This window comes from Alicyclobacillus fructus (assembly GCF_017329605.1).
Classification (GTDB): Bacteria; Bacillota; Bacilli; order Alicyclobacillales; family Alicyclobacillaceae; genus Alicyclobacillus; species Alicyclobacillus fructus.
On record NZ_JAFMTY010000002.1, the window covers coordinates 113,209 to 129,425 of the forward strand.

The 16,217-nt window shown below is 59.5% G+C and carries 14 protein-coding genes and 1 pseudogene; 7 read left to right on the forward strand and 8 right to left on the reverse strand.

Translation table 11 applies throughout. From position 1 onward, the window contains the following. The first annotated feature begins 9 nt into the window (after window positions 1–9). A complete protein-coding gene (locus tag J3481_RS01425; RefSeq protein ID WP_206832147.1) occupies window positions 10–525 on the forward strand; it encodes a hypothetical protein in 516 nt (171 codons plus the stop codon). Here J3481_RS01425 and J3481_RS01430 read toward each other — a convergent pair whose 3' ends face one another. The 4 genes from J3481_RS01430 to J3481_RS01445 form a co-directional block, all read right to left on the reverse strand. Continuing rightward, the gene (locus J3481_RS01430) at window positions 526–2,658 is read right to left on the reverse strand and encodes an RNA degradosome polyphosphate kinase (RefSeq protein WP_206832193.1); all 2,133 of its coding nucleotides are present in this window, start codon (window positions 2,656–2,658) and stop codon (window positions 526–528) included. A gap of 301 nt (window positions 2,659–2,959) precedes the next feature. Continuing rightward, window positions 2,960–3,814: an HD-GYP domain-containing protein gene (locus tag J3481_RS01435; RefSeq protein WP_236010961.1), complete on the reverse strand. Its 855-nt coding sequence runs from the start codon at window positions 3,812–3,814 to the stop codon at window positions 2,960–2,962. A gap of 246 nt (window positions 3,815–4,060) precedes the next feature. Continuing rightward, on the reverse strand, window positions 4,061–4,408 hold the full coding sequence (locus tag J3481_RS01440) for a hypothetical protein (RefSeq protein WP_206832149.1): 348 nt from the start codon (window positions 4,406–4,408) through the stop codon (window positions 4,061–4,063). Window positions 4,409–4,597: 189 nt separating this feature from the next. Continuing rightward, window positions 4,598–6,265 carry a purine-cytosine permease family protein gene (locus J3481_RS01445; RefSeq protein WP_206832150.1) on the reverse strand — a complete coding sequence of 556 codons (1,668 nt, stop codon included), beginning with the start codon at window positions 6,263–6,265 and terminating at the stop codon, window positions 4,598–4,600. 219 nt (window positions 6,266–6,484) lie between these two features. Between J3481_RS01445 and fmdA the strand changes: the two are divergent. From fmdA to J3481_RS01460, 3 genes and pseudogenes are all read left to right on the forward strand, one after another. After that, a pseudogene (fmdA, locus tag J3481_RS01450) lies at window positions 6,485–7,665 on the forward strand (formamidase). A 7-nt stretch (window positions 7,666–7,672) separates the two neighbouring features. Then, window positions 7,673–7,972: an FmdB family zinc ribbon protein gene (locus tag J3481_RS01455; protein ID WP_206832151.1), complete on the forward strand. Its 300-nt coding sequence runs from the start codon at window positions 7,673–7,675 to the stop codon at window positions 7,970–7,972. 31 nt (window positions 7,973–8,003) lie between these two features. Continuing rightward, window positions 8,004–9,047 carry an aliphatic amidase gene (locus J3481_RS01460; protein WP_206832152.1) on the forward strand — a complete coding sequence of 348 codons (1,044 nt, stop codon included), beginning with the start codon at window positions 8,004–8,006 and terminating at the stop codon, window positions 9,045–9,047. A 21-nt stretch (window positions 9,048–9,068) separates the two neighbouring features. On the opposite strand, the gene J3481_RS01465 is transcribed toward J3481_RS01460, so the two are convergent. Together J3481_RS01465 and J3481_RS01470 are read right to left on the reverse strand one after the other, a co-directional pair. After that, window positions 9,069–10,367, reverse strand: a complete 1,299-nt coding sequence (locus J3481_RS01465; RefSeq protein WP_206832153.1) for an ABC transporter substrate-binding protein — start codon at window positions 10,365–10,367, stop codon at window positions 9,069–9,071. 17 nt (window positions 10,368–10,384) lie between these two features. Continuing rightward, a complete protein-coding gene (locus tag J3481_RS01470; protein WP_206832154.1) occupies window positions 10,385–11,500 on the reverse strand; it encodes a HAMP domain-containing protein in 1,116 nt (371 codons plus the stop codon). 178 nt (window positions 11,501–11,678) lie between these two features. On the opposite strand from J3481_RS01470, the gene J3481_RS01475 reads away from it, so the two are divergent. Together J3481_RS01475 and J3481_RS01480 are read left to right on the forward strand one after the other, a co-directional pair. Further along, complete coding sequence (locus J3481_RS01475) at window positions 11,679–12,878, forward strand: ROK family protein (RefSeq protein ID WP_206832155.1); 1,200 nt, start codon at window positions 11,679–11,681, stop codon at window positions 12,876–12,878. Between the two features lie 72 nt (window positions 12,879–12,950). Then, complete coding sequence (locus tag J3481_RS01480) at window positions 12,951–13,457, forward strand: LabA-like NYN domain-containing protein (protein ID WP_206832156.1); 507 nt, start codon at window positions 12,951–12,953, stop codon at window positions 13,455–13,457. Here the strand turns inward: J3481_RS01480 and J3481_RS01485 are convergent. Both J3481_RS01485 and J3481_RS01490 read right to left on the reverse strand, forming a co-directional pair. Then, a complete protein-coding gene (locus J3481_RS01485) occupies window positions 13,433–14,608 on the reverse strand; it encodes an MFS transporter (RefSeq protein ID WP_328702119.1) in 1,176 nt (391 codons plus the stop codon). The genes J3481_RS01480 and J3481_RS01485 overlap by 25 nt on opposite strands. 129 nt (window positions 14,609–14,737) lie before the next feature. Further along, window positions 14,738–14,932: a hypothetical protein gene (locus J3481_RS01490; RefSeq protein WP_012811559.1), complete on the reverse strand. Its 195-nt coding sequence runs from the start codon at window positions 14,930–14,932 to the stop codon at window positions 14,738–14,740. Window positions 14,933–15,114: 182 nt separating this feature from the next. Here J3481_RS01490 and J3481_RS01495 point away from each other — a divergent pair, with 182 nt between their 5' ends. After that, the gene (locus J3481_RS01495; RefSeq protein WP_206832158.1) at window positions 15,115–16,209 is read left to right on the forward strand and encodes a hypothetical protein; all 1,095 of its coding nucleotides are present in this window, start codon (window positions 15,115–15,117) and stop codon (window positions 16,207–16,209) included. Window positions 16,210–16,217 lie beyond the last annotated feature (8 nt).

Genomic DNA, 16,217 nt, shown 5'->3' on the forward strand with positions numbered 1-16,217 from the left:
GCCTTGTCGATGAGCGACCTCATGCGGTACGGGATCGCGGTGTCTCCTGGCACCCCGGTCAACCAAATCCTCACAGGCTGGATGAACGCCTGGTTCGTCAATGTGCGCGATCCTCGCTTTCGCCTGCGCGAGCGCATGGTGGCGTTTCACAATGCCATGGATCGAGCCTTTGGAGCGTATTTGGCGCAGTTGCGCGAGGAGCTCGGTTCGCTGCGCAAACGGCTTCCGCAGCCGACGCGCGAAGATCCCTTTCCGAACCTTGAGGCGTTGGCCGCGGTCAAAGAGCTGGAGGCCTACATCCGGCGAGTGGAATCGTTGAGGACGCTCGCCCTGTCGGCGCCCGTGCCGCCGGATGAGTACGTGTTTCACGGGCGAGCGGATCAGGAGGCGGTGCTCGCGGATCTCGCGCGAATGGATGGCGAGATCGCCGAGAAAATGCAGGCGCTCTCGCCGGAGACCATCGGCGAGGTGGAACAGATGCTCCGAACGCGGAACGAGCGGTGGAACACCTGGGTTCGCCCGTGATCACGGCACGAGGCGCGGAGGAGTCCGCGGGATCATCGACTCGGCGATGGCCTTGGCGGTTTCGTCCGCCGCGCCGCACGCCTCAAGGTAAAACTGCATTTGCGACGCGACCTTGGGTTCGCCGGGCTTGGGCGCCACCTTCTCGTATTGGCCGTTCGGGTTGAGAACCCAGCGGTTGACGTTGTCCTGGAGCTGGACTTCGAGGATGTGTTTCAGGCGCTGCTTGAGATGATCCTGCAACACGGGAAACAGGATTTCGACCCGACTCACCATGTTGCGCGTCATCCAGTCAGCGCTAGACAGGTAGAACTCCTCCTCGCCGCCATTCAGAAAATAGTAGATGCGGCTGTGCTCGAGAAACCGCCCCACGATGCTCGACACGCGGATGTGATCGCTGACGCCGGCAATGCCGGGGCGCAGGCAACAAATGCCGCGGATCAACAGGTCGATCTCGACGCCTGCCCGCGACGCCTCGAACAGGGCGAGGATCAGGTCCTTGTCGGTGAGCGCGTTCATCTTGGCGATGATGCGCGCGGGGCGCCCGGCGCGGGCGTGATCGATCTCGCGGTGGATCAGGCGCAGAAATGCATCCTTCAGGCCGTGCGGGGCCGTCGCGATGCGTCGCCACGCGGGCGGATCGGCGAAACCCGTGAGGTGGTTGAAGAACAGCGAGGCATCTTCGCCAAACTCCTCGCGGGCGGTGAACATGCCGAGATCGGTGTAGAGACGCGCGGTGTTGTCGTTGTAGTTGCCTGTGCTGAGATGGACGTAGCGGACGATGCGCTCGCCTTCTCGCCGGACGACAAGCGCGATCTTGCTGTGCGTCTTCAGACCGACGAGGCCGTAGATCACGTGACAGCCGGCCTCTTCCAACTTCTTCGCCCATACGATGTTGTTTTCTTCGTCGAAGCGGGCCTTGAGTTCGACGAGCACGGTGACCTGCTTGCCGTTTTCCGCCGCCCGCGCGAGCGCGTGGACGATGGGCGAGTTGCCGCTCACGCGATACAGGGTCTGCTTGATGGCGAGGACCTGTGGATCGTTGGCCGCCAGGTGGATGAAGTGAACGACGGGATCGAACGACTCGTAGGGGTGAAACAGCAAAATGTCCCGCTTGGCGATGGCCTCGAACAGGCCGTTTTCCCCGATGAAATCGGGGGGCACCTGCGGTGAGATGGGCGGGAACCGCAGATGGGCGTACTCGGGCAACGCCGAGAATCGCATGAGAAAGGTCAGATCCAGCGGCCCCTCGATGGAGTAGATGTCTTCCGCTTCGAGTTCCAGCCAGTCGCGCAGCGTCTCCACGAGTTCGGGCGACATCGAACTTTGCACTTCCAAGCGCACGGCGGCACCCCGATTTCGCTTTTTGACCTCTCGTTCGATCTCCTCGAGCAGGTCTTCCGCGCTTTCCTCGTCCACCGTGATGTCTGCGTTCCGCGTGATGCGGAAGCACGCGTGTTCCAACACGGTGTGCCCGGGAAACAGGGTGTCGATGAACATCTCGATCACGGCCTCGAGCAGGACGAAGACGCGCTTACGCCCATGGGTGGGCAATTCGAGGTAGCGCGGCAGGACGCTTGGCACTTGGACAACGGCGAACAGGGGCGATTCATGCGGCAGGCGAACCGCGATGGGCTCGAGCAGGACGGCGATGTTGAGGGATCGGTTGGCGAGCAGCGGAAACGGATGACTGGCGTCAACCGCCAGTGGCGTGAGCACCGGGAACACGTGATGATGGTAATACTCCTCGAGGTGTGCGCGCTGCGTCTGCGTCAGCTGATCGGGGCCGATGAAGTCGATGCCCTCCTTGCGAAGCGCGGGAAGCAGCGTTTTGGCCCAGAGTCGGTACAAATGGCCGACGTGCGCGTGGGCGCGGTTGGCCACCTCCGCCAGCTGCTGCGCAGCCGTCATGCCGGTCTTGTTGTCGGGGCGTCCGACGCCGAGCTTCAGCTGGTCTTTGAGCCCTGCGACGCGCACCATGAAGAACTCATCCAAGTTGGAGGCGCAGATGGCGAGAAAACGGAGCCGCTCGAACAACGGGTTGTCGTTGCGAGAAGCTTCGTACGCCACGCGCTCGTTGAAAAGCAACCAGCTCACTTCGCGATTGATGAAATGGGCGTGATGGTCCAGGTTCATCATGGTTCCCCATCCTTGTGGGTGTGATGTGGGTCCGGGAGAAAGTTGGTTGTGGATGTATTGTGACGGCAAAAGGCGGGGAAATGCAACGGGGAAATGAAAAAGCACGCCCGGAGGGGCGTGCTGCAAGGATTACACCAGATGACATCAGGACCCAGGATAAGGATCTCTAACAACAACACTAGACGCCGTACCATGAGTTACGGCAGCGTTGGCTGCAGCCGGAGATGCAGCCAAAAACAAACCAAACGACGCGACTACCGCCAACAGTTGTTTGATTTTCCGCATGATGCACTCCTCCTCACAAACTGTCAAACTTGTTTACGACCTTTAAAAACGCGTCTACAACGCGTGGGTCGTACAATTTACCTCGCAATGTTCGAATTTCCTCAACAGCCTCCTGCTTCGACTTCGGTCGCTGATAAGGCCTCTCAGACGTCATTGCGTCGTAGCTATCTACTACGGCCACTATCGCCGCGGGAAGATAAATGTCTTCTCCTTTAAGTCCGTAGGGGTAACCACTTCCATCATATCTTTCATGGTGCTGCTCCGCTACGACACTCCCTACATGAAGAAATGGGTGCAACGGAGATTGCATCATTTCTCGCCCGTAAATTGTATGCATCTTCATAATATCAAATTCTTCAGGTGTTAGTCTACCAGGTTTCCTAAGAATTTCGTCAGGAATGCGAATCTTGCCGATATCATGGAAAAGAGCTCCACAACTGAGAGATACCATATCACGGGCGGGGAGATCCAATTCGCACCCAGTGAGAACAGAGTATTTTCGGATTCTCTCACAATGAGATGCAGTATATCCATCTTTCTCTGCAATTTCGGTAGCCATTTTGTGGAACAATTCGACCCACTGCTTGTATGCCTGGAAGAGTGGTATTGATGATATATACACGAATTCAGTATCTTCCATAGCGATTACACATACTGCATCCTCTACTGGAGACATAGCGATAGTTGCACCTGGCCCGACGAGTTCCGTATGGTCGTACCAACTCACTCGCAGAGTGCCCTTGAGCACGACAATGCCTTCGAAGGCCTTGGCAGAAGAGGAGGGGTTGAACCCCATCAAACCAAATTGTTTCAACTCGTGCCAGATGAGTTCGACTCCATCGTACGTCGCTAGCAGCGTGATGGTCATGTTATCCGTGCTTGCGCTATCCAAGCCTTCGCCGTCTCGCATAATTCGGAGCCACGGTGTGAGCCCTTGGTTCTCGAAGTTCAACGTTTGCACCCGCTTTGCGACAGATGTGATGGTCCCACGACCACGACAATTGTAGACAACGTGCGACATCTCAAGCTTAAGGACGGGCCTGCCATTTCGTCAATAGACGAACCGGCGAAGACTTGGCGTCTCAAACGCACTCTTGGCCCGAGCGCGAGCACCTCAGGTGTACTCGCGCGAGGACAGGAACGCCACCTCTACGAGGATGAGCAGGAGATCGAACACGCCGTACATCGTCGAGAACCACAGTTGGGTGCCACCGTTGCCAAGGCCGATGATGAACAGGCTCACGACCGCGATGAGCACAATCAGCGCGACGTGCACTGTCTGCGTAAAACCGCTCGTTGTGCGCATCCGATAGACGAGAAGCAGGATGGTCAGAAGCGCGACCACGGTCAACACCATGCCCGGGTGCGTGGACAGGTGAACCATCAGTGCCGTGATGATGATGGCGGCCACCAAAATATAGATAATCGCAAACGACCCGGCGGTAAACGGCTTCTTCATCATTCGTCATCCCTCCCTGCGGGCTTCGCGTCCGAGATCGACCTTGCTTAGCCTAAGTATAGCCAAGATGTGCGCAGTGGAGACAAGCTTTTTCTCGTTTGCCTCTCGAGAGGGCTTTGAGGTCCAGAATGGACGGCGCACGAAAAAGCGGCAACGGTGACCGCTGCCGCTGATGTTGGCGAGAGACCATGCTCAGTGCACGTGACCGGCCTTGCAGATGTCGTGGCACGCGCTCTCCAGGCTGCAACACAGGGAGCAGATGGGCGCTTTGTGGAAGGGACAATAGAGCATATCCATCTTTTCGTAGTCAAATCCGCAGCACGCGCAGGTGAATTCACCTGGCAGTTCGGCGTGCCGATGGGTTTCGTGATGACGATCCGACTTCTCGAAGGTGTTTTCCCGCGCAATGTAATACTTGCCTCGAGTGATGATCGCGATGATCGGCGCGAGCACGAACGCAAGGACCAGCGAGAGAAAGGGCGAATACGCCTGCAGGATGGGGCCGAAGGCGCCGAAGAAAGCTGCGATGGATACGCCTGCCGCGATGATCATCGAACCGAATCCGACGGGATTGAAGTTGTACAAGTGGCCGCGCTTAAACTCGATGTACGAGGGGCTGATCTTGAGCAACCCCTTGTTGATGACGAGATCCGACACCACGGCTCCAATCCACGCGACGGCGAGGTTCGAGTAGAATCCGAGCACCGTGTTCAAGAAGCCGAAAACGCCGGCCTCCATGAGCCCCAGGGCGATCCCGACATTCAAGAACAGCCACACCACGCGCCCGGGATGCGTGTGGAAGATGCGGGAAAAGAAATTCGACCACGACAGTGATCCAGAGTACGCGTTGGTGACATTGATTTTGATCTGCGATAGAAGAACAAAGAATGTCGCAAGCGCAAGGGCTGCGTAGCTGTTGCCAATCACGACGTGGAACGCCTGTGTGTACATGTTGATAGGTTCGTCCGCGGCCTTTGTCCCCATGGTCGGTGCAATCCACGAAGCCAAAAGCGATCCACCGAGCTGCTTGATGGCGCCCAGGATGACCCACCCGGGCCCCGCCAGCACGACGGCCAACCACCACTTGCCGCGATTCTGCGGCGTGAGGTTTGGCATGAAACGCAGATAGTCCACTTGTTCGCCGATTTGCGCGATGAGGGACAGGGTGACGCCCGCGGCGAGTCCGAACTCGATGGGACTGAAGTGGCTGCCCGAAGCCGAAGCGCCGCCAAAGTGTGTCCATTGGTTGAATGCCGACGGGTCCCGGAGCGCGATGGCGACAAACGGGCCGAGCATCAGCACCAGCCAGACGGGTTGCGTGATGACCTGCAACTTCGAGAGGGCGGTCATGCCGAACATCACGAGCGGAATGATGACCAAAGAACAGATCAAGTAGCCAACGGGCAACGGGATGTGGAAAAATTCCTCGAGTGCCTGGGCCATGACGGATCCTTCGAGTGAGAAGTAGATAAACGTGAACGACGCGTACACCAAGGACGTCAGTGTGGACCCGTAATATCCAAAGCCTGCGCCTCGCGTGAGAAGATCCATATCGATGTTGTACTTCGCGGAGTAGTACGCAATCGGAATGCCTGTCAGAAAGATGATGGCGGCAACGACCAAGATGGAGGTGACGGCATTCGCGAATCCGTACGCCAGGACGACCGAGCCGCCGATGGCGAAATCGGCCATGTAGGCGATCCCGCCAAGCGCGGAGTTCATGACCGTCCACTCGCTCCACCGGCGAAACGACTTGGGGGCGTACCGCAGCGCGTAGTCCTCGAGGACCGGATTTTGCACCCAGCGATTGAAGGTGCGCTTGGGCGTGGGCCGCCCGCGTTCAGGTTGCAGTACGGACATCGAAACCCCTCCAAACTCCTCTGAAATCAAAATTGTCTGTGTTTTGAACCGTATCACGCCTCCACGGGCTCAAGCAACCTTTTTTGTAATACAAATTGACGCTAATCAAGGAGTAAACGTTATCATGTGTGAATGTTAAGTAAGTTACATTGACATCCTGTGTGCTCGAAAAGCAATAATGAGGCTGTACTATCACGATGGAGTGGGGTGAATGTAAGATTGTCGGACGTTCTCTTTCGCGTCGACCTGACCAAACCGATGGATCAGCAGGAGGTCCCGGGGCACAACCGTTGGCACCCCGACATTCCTGCGGTCGTCAATGTCAAACCCGGTGACGTGTTTCGCATCGAGATGAAGGATTGGACCGACGGGCAAATTCAAAACAACGACGATCCGTCCGACATCCGCGACGTGGACCTGTGCAGAGTGCACGTCCTGAGCGGGCCCATCTACGTGGATGGGGCCGAGCCAGGCGACCTGCTGGTGGTGGACTTGCTGGATATGGGGCCGCTTCCGGGCGCGGAATGGGGCTTTAACGGCATTTTCGCGCGGGAGAACGGCGGCGGGTTTCTCGTCGACTATTTTCCAGAGGCGCTCAAGTCTATCTGGGAGTTTCAAGGGATTTACGCGGTGAGCCGCCACGTGCCGGGAGTCCGCATCCCATCGCTGATTCATCCAGGGCTCATCGGCGTGGCGCCGTCGGCGGAACTCTTGGACCGCTGGAACGCCCGCGAGCGGCAGCTCGTGGCCAAGGACCCGAATCGAGTGCCTGTGCTCGCCAATCTGCCGGATCCCCGAAGTGCGGTGCTCGGCACGCTGCGCGGCGCCGAGTTCGATCGCGTCGCGAAGGAAGCCGCTCGCACGGTCCCGCCCCGCGAAAACGGCGGCAACTGCGACATCAAGAACCTGTCCAAAGGGAGCCGGATTTACTTCCCCGTGTTTGTCAAGGGCGCCAAGCTTTCCGTCGGCGATCTTCACTTCTGCCAAGGCGACGGCGAAATCACGTTTTGTGGGGCCATCGAGATGAGCGGCTGGATCGAGTTGAGCGTCGACGTGATCAAAGGCGGCATGGCGAAATACGGGATTGTCCATAACCCGGTGTTTGAGCCAGGGCCCATGGAACCTAGATTTTCGGAATATTTGGTGTTTGGGGTGTGTCAGTGGACGAGCGGACCGGTGAGCAGCTGTACTTGGATGCGCACGTGGCCTACCGACGCGCATGCCTCAATGCCATCGAATACTTGCAGCGCTTCGGCTACACGGCCGAACAGGCCTACATGTTGCTCGGCGTGGCTCCCGTCGAGGGGCGCATCAGCGGCATCGTCGACGTCCCGAACGCCTGCTGTACGCTCGCCATCCCCACCGCCATCTTCGACCGCGACATTCGCCCGAAAGGATGAGCCCAGGATGCCGACCTACCGCTTCGCGTGCGAAACCTGCGGAACGTTCGATCGCGACCTGCCCATGAACGAGGCGCGCTCTGCCGCGCGCTGTCCGTACTGCGGCATGATGGCTCTTCGCCAGTTCACATCCTTTTATGTCGGTGCCGCTCCATCGCCTGTTCGCGGCGCGCGCCCGTCTGGCGGGGCAGGGGAACCCATGTGCGTCGTTCGAGACAGTGCTCCTTCGCACAGGGCGCATGCAGGCCATCGCCACTCCGCGGCGAGCTCAGGGCGGCCCTGGCAGTTGGGGCACGTGCACGGGTGAAGATATCACGAGGTCTGAGGGGGACTGAATCATGCGGCATGGAGACATCGTGAGCAGTCGAGACACCGTTGGCATTGCGGTCGTGAACTACAAGATGCCCCGGTTGCACACGCGAGAGGAGGTGCTGGATAACGCCAGGCACATCGCCGACATGATCGGGGGTTTGAAGCTCGGTTATCCAGGGCTCGATCTCGTCGTTTTTCCCGAATACAGCCTGCACGGCATCATGTACGACGAGCAGGAGATGTTTGAGACGGCCGCTTCCATCCCCGGCCCGGAGACCGACGTGTTGTGTGACGCATGCCGGGCGCACGGCGTGTGGGGTGTGTTTTCCGTTACGGGGGAGCGCCACGAAGAACACCCTCGGAAGTGGCCGTACAACACGGCCATTCTGGTGAACGATCGCGGCGAGATCGTGCAGAAGTATCGGAAAATCATGCCGTGGACGCCCGTTGAGCCCTGGTATCCGGGCCATGAAACGTTCGTGTCCGAGGGACCCAAGGGCTTGAAGATCAGCCTCATCATCTGCGACGACGGAAACTATCCCGAGATTTGGCGAGACTGCGCCATGAAGGGGGCCGAACTCATCGTGCGGCCTCAGGGCTACATGTATCCCGCTAAAGAGCAACAGATCCTCATGGCCAAGGCCATGGCCTGGGCGAACAACTGTTACGTCGCCGTCGCGAACGCCACCGGGTTCGACGGCGTCTACGCCTACTTTGGCCATTCGGCCATCATCGGCTTCGACGGCCGGACACTCGGAGAATGCGGGACGGAGGAGTACGGCGTCCAGTATGCGGAGATCTCCATCTCGCAGATTCGCGAGTTCCGGCGAACCGCTCAGGCGCAAAACCATCTGTTCAAGCTGCTGCATCGAGGATACGCCGGCTACCTGTATTCTGGAGACGGCCATCGCGGCGTCTGCGAGTGCCCGTTCGATTTCTACAAGACGTGGGTGACCTCGCCGGAAGTCGCGCGGGCGAACGCCGAAGCGCTCACGCGGGCCACGCTCGACACGGACGACTGTCCGTATGCACCCATCCGCGCGAAGACATCCCGCGTACCCGTGGGGTGATGCGACTTTGCCCTCGGTGCTTCACGGCAACGGATTGGCCAGGTCGGCCTGCTTGAGGAGTTGCATGAACTGACTCACATTGCCCGTGTTGATCAGCATCGTGATGGCCTGGGCTGCCGCCTGCTCAAACGCAGGATTGGCAGCCTCTCCGTTGGCCAGGCTCGGGACAAGCGCGTCCTTGCGGAACGCCGCGGCCGACGCCAAGCTGTAGGCGTCGAAGCCCGTCAACGGGACGTCCATCCGAGGTGGAATGGATCCCTTCCATAAATTAAATTGTTTCTGCGCGTCTCGCGAAGCCACCACGCGCAGGAAATCGAGCGCGCCTTGGGGATTCTTCGATCCTTTAGGCATGCCGAACGTGTCGATGACGTATTCGAAATCGCCGCTCGTCCCAGGAAACGGCGTCCATCCGAAGTCCTTGTTCTCTCGGAGGCCGCTGGCCAGGAAGTACGCTTTGGCCCAGTCGCCCATCGCGTCGAAGGCCGCCTGACCCGAGGCGACGAGCGCACATGCGCCGTCCCAGGACAACTGGGCGTGATCGGCGTTGGTGTAAGGCAACAGTTGCAGGAAATCTTCAGAGGCCCTGCGAACGACGGGTGATGTGAGGGGGACGGATCCGTTCCAGATGCCGTTGTACACCTGCGGGCCTGCGGTGGCGAGCAACACGTCTTCCCACAGCATTACGGATCCCAACTGATCCCGATCGCCGTACGCGATGGGCGTCACGCCGTGCGCCTTCAGGACCTTGCAGTCCGCGAGCAACTGATCGAACGTCTGAGGCGGCTTCAGCCCGTATTCGTTCAGCACGCGCGCGTTGTACCAAAGCACGTTGCCCCGCTCCACGTCGATGGGAACGGCATACACGTGACCTTCATAGGTCACGCCGTCGATCACGGCTTTGGGCAACACCTTGTAGAGGTCCAGTTCGCGATACAAGGCGTCGAGCGGCTGCATCTTGCCGGCTTTCACCCAGACCATCAGTTCTTGCCCGACGTGGACCTGAAAGGTCTCCGGCGGATCGCCCGCGGTGATCCGGCTCGCGAGGACAGCCTTGGCATTGTCGCCGCCGCCCCCGGCCACGGCTTCGTTCACGATGTGCTCGCGCGGATAGCGGGCGCGAAAGACGGAGATGAGGGCGTTGAGCGCGTTGGTCTCGCCTTTCGCCGTCCACCAGCTGAAGATCTGAACATCTCGGTCCGCCTGTGTCTCGGACACAGGGCGAGGCGCGGGTGTTACACTCTGAATGGGCGCGCCGCAGCCCGCCAGTCCTAAGCACAGCGCACTCCACCCAGCCACCCATCCCAATCTCCGCTGCGCCATCGATCCCCCTCCGTCTCCTACACTTCGAAACTCGCCATCAGTTGGTGCAGTTCGCTCGCTCGTTCGCTCAGCCGCCCCGCCGTTCGGTTCACCTGTTGAACGGCCGACAGCTGTCCGCGCGCCGTTGTCGAGAGGCCGTCGAGATCGCGCATCACCTGGTTCAGATCCTCCATGAGGCGGCTCACCGTCCGTTGCATGGGTTCGAAGTCCGGCTCCGCGGCGCGGTTCCGCCGAGCCGTCTCGCCATGGGCGGCCGCTTCGGCCATCTGCCCGTCCAACTGGCGAACATTGGCCATCACCCGCTCGATCCCGTCGCGCACATGCTGCAGCACGTCCGCCATGTGCAGCGCGCCGTGGGCCGTGTAATCGCCGTTTTCAATCAGTTGCTTGAAGTCGCTGTACAGCTCCTCGGCGGTCTCGCCCATTTGCGACACCAGCTGCTGCAGACTGCGTGCCATGCGTTCGAAGCCGCGCGCAAGGCTTCCGAGTTCGTCCTTGCGGCGTGACGCGTCCAAGGTCACGGAGAAATTGCCTGCGGCGATCTCGTTGGCCGCGTCCATCATCGACTGGAGCGGCTTCGATAGCACCTGCCTGGTAAAGAGCCACGCGCACGCCACGGCCGCGAGCAAGGCGCACCCACCCGCCACCAGGATGTCGGTCAGGAGGCCCTTCAGGGAAGCCAGATCGGAGGCGATGGACAGACGAACGTTGGCGCTGTACTGCATGCCCGCGTAACCCGTCAGCGGCACGACGAGATCGATGGTCGAACCCTGGATGGACGTCAGAATCTTTCGCTCTCCCAGCGCAATCGTGCTCGAAGGCGCCGCCTGGCTGCCGATGCGGTGCGGATCGGTGGAGGCGATGTCGTACAGAAAGTCGTTCAGTTTGTAGATGTCAAACGAAACGAGATCCGGGTTCTGCCGCTTCAGATTCAGCAACACGGACTCAAACTGGTAATCCGGGACGTCGCTGAGGAGCGCAGAGTCGATCGTCTGCACGATGGAAACCGCTTTCTCCTTCGATAGGTCGATAATGCTCTGCCGGCTCTTAATATAGACAATGGTCAGCGTGGCGGAAAGGGTGCCGAGGATCACGACGCTGAACAGGATGACGAGTTTGCGAAACAGGGTCAAGCGGGCTCCTCCTCCGTCCCACTTCTGTTCAACCGCCGGACGGCGTATACTGATACGTAACGTGCCATTCTCGCATTCTATGACCTTCATGCTAGGGCATTCCGCGGGGCTTTGCAATAGACGGACTCATGTCCGCTTCGGGACTGCATAGGGCCGCCATTCGAGGGGTGACCGAGGTTTGCACGCCAACGTCGACGCTTCGGCGATGCGCCGAATGAACCGCGCCACGGTCCTCAAGCTGATTCGCGATCTGCGGACCACCTCGCGCATCGACATTTCACAGATGACCGGGCTGAACAAGGCCACGGTGTCCAATATCGTGGATGAACTCATCGCGGAGCAGCTCGTGCTCGAGGTAGGCTACGGATCGTCGAGCGGCGGCCGCAAGCCGATTCTCCTTCGCTTCAACGCCAATGCGGCGTATGCCATCGGGGTGGATGTCCAACTGTCGCACATGACGACCGTCGTGTGTAACATCCGCGGCGAACCGGTTTATCGCCAGGTGCGTACGCTGGGGCTTGCCGAAGCGCCGGACGTGCGCGCCGTGCTGCTTGAAGCCATTGAGGAGGAGCTCCAAAAGGCGATCGCCGCCGCGCCGCCGAGCCCGTACGGCCTTCTTGGCGCCTGCCTTGCGTTTCCTGGCATGGTCGACTTCCGCAGCGGCGCACTGTACTATCTTCCGAGCGTGTTTGTGGGAGAATGGGACATCCGCGCCGATCTCGGCCGCAGCGTGGAGATTCCGCTGTTTGTCGACAACGACGCCAACTGCGGGGCTTGGAACGAATACATGGCGCAGGCGATGAAGCTCAAGAACCTCGTGTTTGTCAACATGGGGCTTGGGATAGGGGCCGGGATCGTCATCGAAGGAAAGTTGTATCGCGGGAGGGACGGCATCGCTGGCGAGGCGGGACACATGACCATCAACCCGATGGGATCGGCGTGCATGTGTGGCGGCTACGGCTGTTGGGAAGAGTACGCTTCGGAGCGAGGGCTGATGCGGTATCTGCGCGAGGCCGGGGCCGACGTCGCCGCGCTCAACCCGCGCGACTCGCTGCTTGAGCAGGCGCTGGAGCAGGCTCAGAACGACAACCGCGCGTGTATTCGCGCGTTTCATTCGCTCGGGCAGTATCTGGGGCTTGGGATTGCCAATCTCTTGAACCTCCTCAACCCCGACGAAATCATCCTCGGTGGGAGTGTCGCGCGCGCCGCCACGTTCGTGCTGCCCGAGGTGGAGCGCGTCATCAAACACCGGGCGCTTTTGCAAAATAAGCAGATTCCGGTGCGCGTGGGCAGTCAGCACGCCGTGGCCATCGGAGCGTCGCTGCTCGCCGTGCACGAAACGTTGTTTGCTTCTGCCATGGAACCGATGCCGACGTGATCGCGCAAGGCGAGTGACGTTTGGGTGCGATTCGCAGCGCCGAGCCAACCAGAGAAAAGGAGTCATCGGGAGATGAGAGTATCGCTCTTCGTCGATGGCGCGAATTACTACTACATGCAGCGAGACAAGCTGAAGTGGACCATCGACGCGCAGAAGTTGTTGGAGTGGGCCAAGAGCAAGGGCGAACTGGTGGACGCGTTCTACTATATAGGAAGAAGTTCTCCGAGCGACGTCAGAGAGCAGAAGTACCTCGACATGCTGGCGTACAGCGGCTATTCCATCGTGACGAAAGAGATTAAGGAGATCGTGCAAGAAGATGGAAGCATCACGAGGAAGGCCAATCTGGACATTGAAATTGTGCTCGACATGTTCAACACCATCGAGAATTACGACATGGCCATTCTCGTGAGCGGGGACGGCGACTTCGAGCGGGCCCTGCAACTCCTGCGGGCTCGCGGCAAAAAGTTCATCGTGCTGTCGACGGCCGGATTCATTGCGTCGGAGCTGCGCATGGTGGCGGGCATGCACTTTATTGACGTGAACACGCTGCGCGATCAGCTGGAGCGCGTGACGACGTGAGGTGCCGCCCGGCCGGGCGCGAGCGCGTAGGTGAGGGCGCAGGCGAAGGCGCTCGTCAGGGCGACGGCGAGGAAGCCGCGGCTGAGGCCGACGTGATCGCCCAGCCATCCGACGACGGCGGGGCCGCCAAACATGCCGACGGCGTAGATGGCCTGGTAGAATCCCATCGCGGTGGCGCGGCGGCCCGCGTCAATGTGGCGGATGGCGAGGCCCATGAGCACCGGCATGCAAAGCCCCTGGCCAAACCCGTTCACGGCCTGGGTCACATACAGGAGCGGCAGGGCGTGGCAGAGCGGAATGGCCGCGGTAAAGAGCGCCGCGATGGCAAACCCGCTCGCCACCACGTTCCGCTCGCCCACCATGCGCGAGAACAGGCTGCCGCTGAAGTACGAGGCGATAGCGTTCGGGAGCGTGGCTGCAAGGGTGAGCCAGCTCAGATCGGCCTTATTCGCCCCGAGATGGGTGGCTTGTTCGGGTGTAAAGCCGAACATGGTGGTAAAGGTCACGACCTGCGCGAGAACTGCGAGGAACGACACGCCGAGCACGATGCGATCCCGCCCGACGGCGAGCATGTCGGCGACGCGGATGCCGCCGTGATCGCGCTCGGGAGGCTTGTCGACGACGAAGCAGGCGAGCAGTGTGGCCGCGAGTCCACCGGCGGCGCCGAGCCAAAACGCTGCGTGCCAGCCGAAGCGTTGCGCGATCACGCCGCCGAGGGTGGAGGCCGCGAGTTGTCCGACGGACGTGTAGAAGCTGAGGATGCCCATGGCTTTCGGCGCCTCGTGGGGCTGGTGGTAGCTCGCGTAGAGCACAGTGAAGACGACCCAGCAGCCGGCCGCGATGCCCGCAAGCAGGCGGAAGATGAGGGCCCAAAGCACCGAATGTGTGACGGCGAAGCCGAGGCTCGACAGCATGCCGACGGCGCCGCCCGCGATGACAAACGGCTTGCGGCTTCGAATTTTGTCCGACCAGACCCCGATGGGCACCCGCACGAGCATCTGCGAAAAACCGTAGGAGCCGACCACCATGCCCGCCAGGCTGAGTGAGCCCCCGATGGCGATGATGTATGGGGACAAAAGCGGCACGTACGTGTAGGTGGAAAACCAATACAGCGCCGTCACGGCGTAAAACAGAGGGATCCGGTTGCCCACGGGGCGCCATCCTTTCCTTGCGAGGTGTGGATCATGCAAGCCTTGTTCGAACTTCTGAGCCTCGCGATGCTGGGCTTTTGGATCTGGAGAAGTGCAGAGACGGATCGAGCGAGACGAAAACATCGGCGTTCATGACCCGCCCCAGGGCGGGTTTTGTTGATCATCCCCCTGTTTTCGCTTGCGCTCGCCGATGCCAAAGCCCCACTGGAGAAACGCCGGGGTGATGCAGAGAAACAGAAGGCCCCAGCGCGCCGTGATGGCCGAGACCACGAGGCATGCCACAGGAATGGCAATGGAGAGGATACGAAGCCAGTTGCGATTCATGCTCCTCACCTCGATTCGGTAACGGTTTCATTATAGCGCGGGAGCGGGAGGAGAATCTCATGGGGCTACAGAACGAGCCGAAATCAGAAAATGTTGTCGACAAGAGGAAGGATTTTCGTCTGTTCTCGTCGAATTTTGGATTTGCGACCAGGTGAACCGTGGAAGGAAGAGGGTGAGCGACCGTGTCGAAGACGCGTCGCCTGATTTCAATCGTTGGCGTTTCGGTGTGGAAGGATATCCCGCCGGAGAAGCAGAACAAGAAAGAGATTCAAAAATTAGTAAATAAAATAAAAAACAATCCAAATATGTCGGTTGAGATGTCCATCTGTTCTGGGGTGCAAAGGTTGCCGGCTTATCAAAAAGACGAGATCGTGCATCATCTTCTTGCACCAAGTTCCGAGGCGGCGGTCGTCGCGGCACAGGCCATCCAGCAGGTCACGGAGGAGATGGGTGGCAAGTGCATCTTCAATGAGAACCAAGACCGAATTGACGGGCTGGATCCGTATGACAGCACCGCGTTTCTGCAGCGCGGACTGCCCTCGTTGTTGGAAAGAATCCGAAGGATCGTCGAATGGGATTGCACGAATGTCCCGAACGATCCCAGGGTGCTTGTGAACGTCACCTCGGGATACAAGGCTATCACACCGTACACTTCGGCGATGGCGTTCCTTTACCGATTGCCGTTGATCTACAAGTATGAGCAAAGCTCTTCCATTCTCGTGATGCATCCGCTGCCGGTCGAGTTGGACACGAGCTTGGTAGCGGCGCACTACGAGGCATTTGCTCAATTGCGCCACGGCGCGAGTGTGGCGGATTGGAAAGATCGAGAGGATTATCAAAAGTTGCTTCAGCTCGGCTACATCGACGAGATCGACGAGGTCTGTGCGCTGAACGGTACAGGCAGCCTGCTCTTGTTCGCTTTTGAGCGCAATGCTGTTGTGGTGGACATCACCCGAGAGGCGCGAGAAGCCTTGTCGAAGCACAAGCAGTTAAATGACGTTGCGTTTAAATTTGCGGGAGATGCTCAATTGCGCGAGAACAAGACCGAGTTGAAGAATGGTCACCTGGTCTACGATGACGGAGATAACCCGTTTCGGATCTTTTATGAAAAGGGGTTAGTTCCGCGGATTTACGGCGCGTTTGCCGACCACGATGAGTACGAGCGTCAACTCCGAAAACCCAAACCCATCCACATCGTCTATAAGCGTGTGAAGATCTTGCGTGAGCAGGGTGATTACATCGTGCAGACACTTCCCGGCGTCAATTCGATTTCATGAGCAAGGAG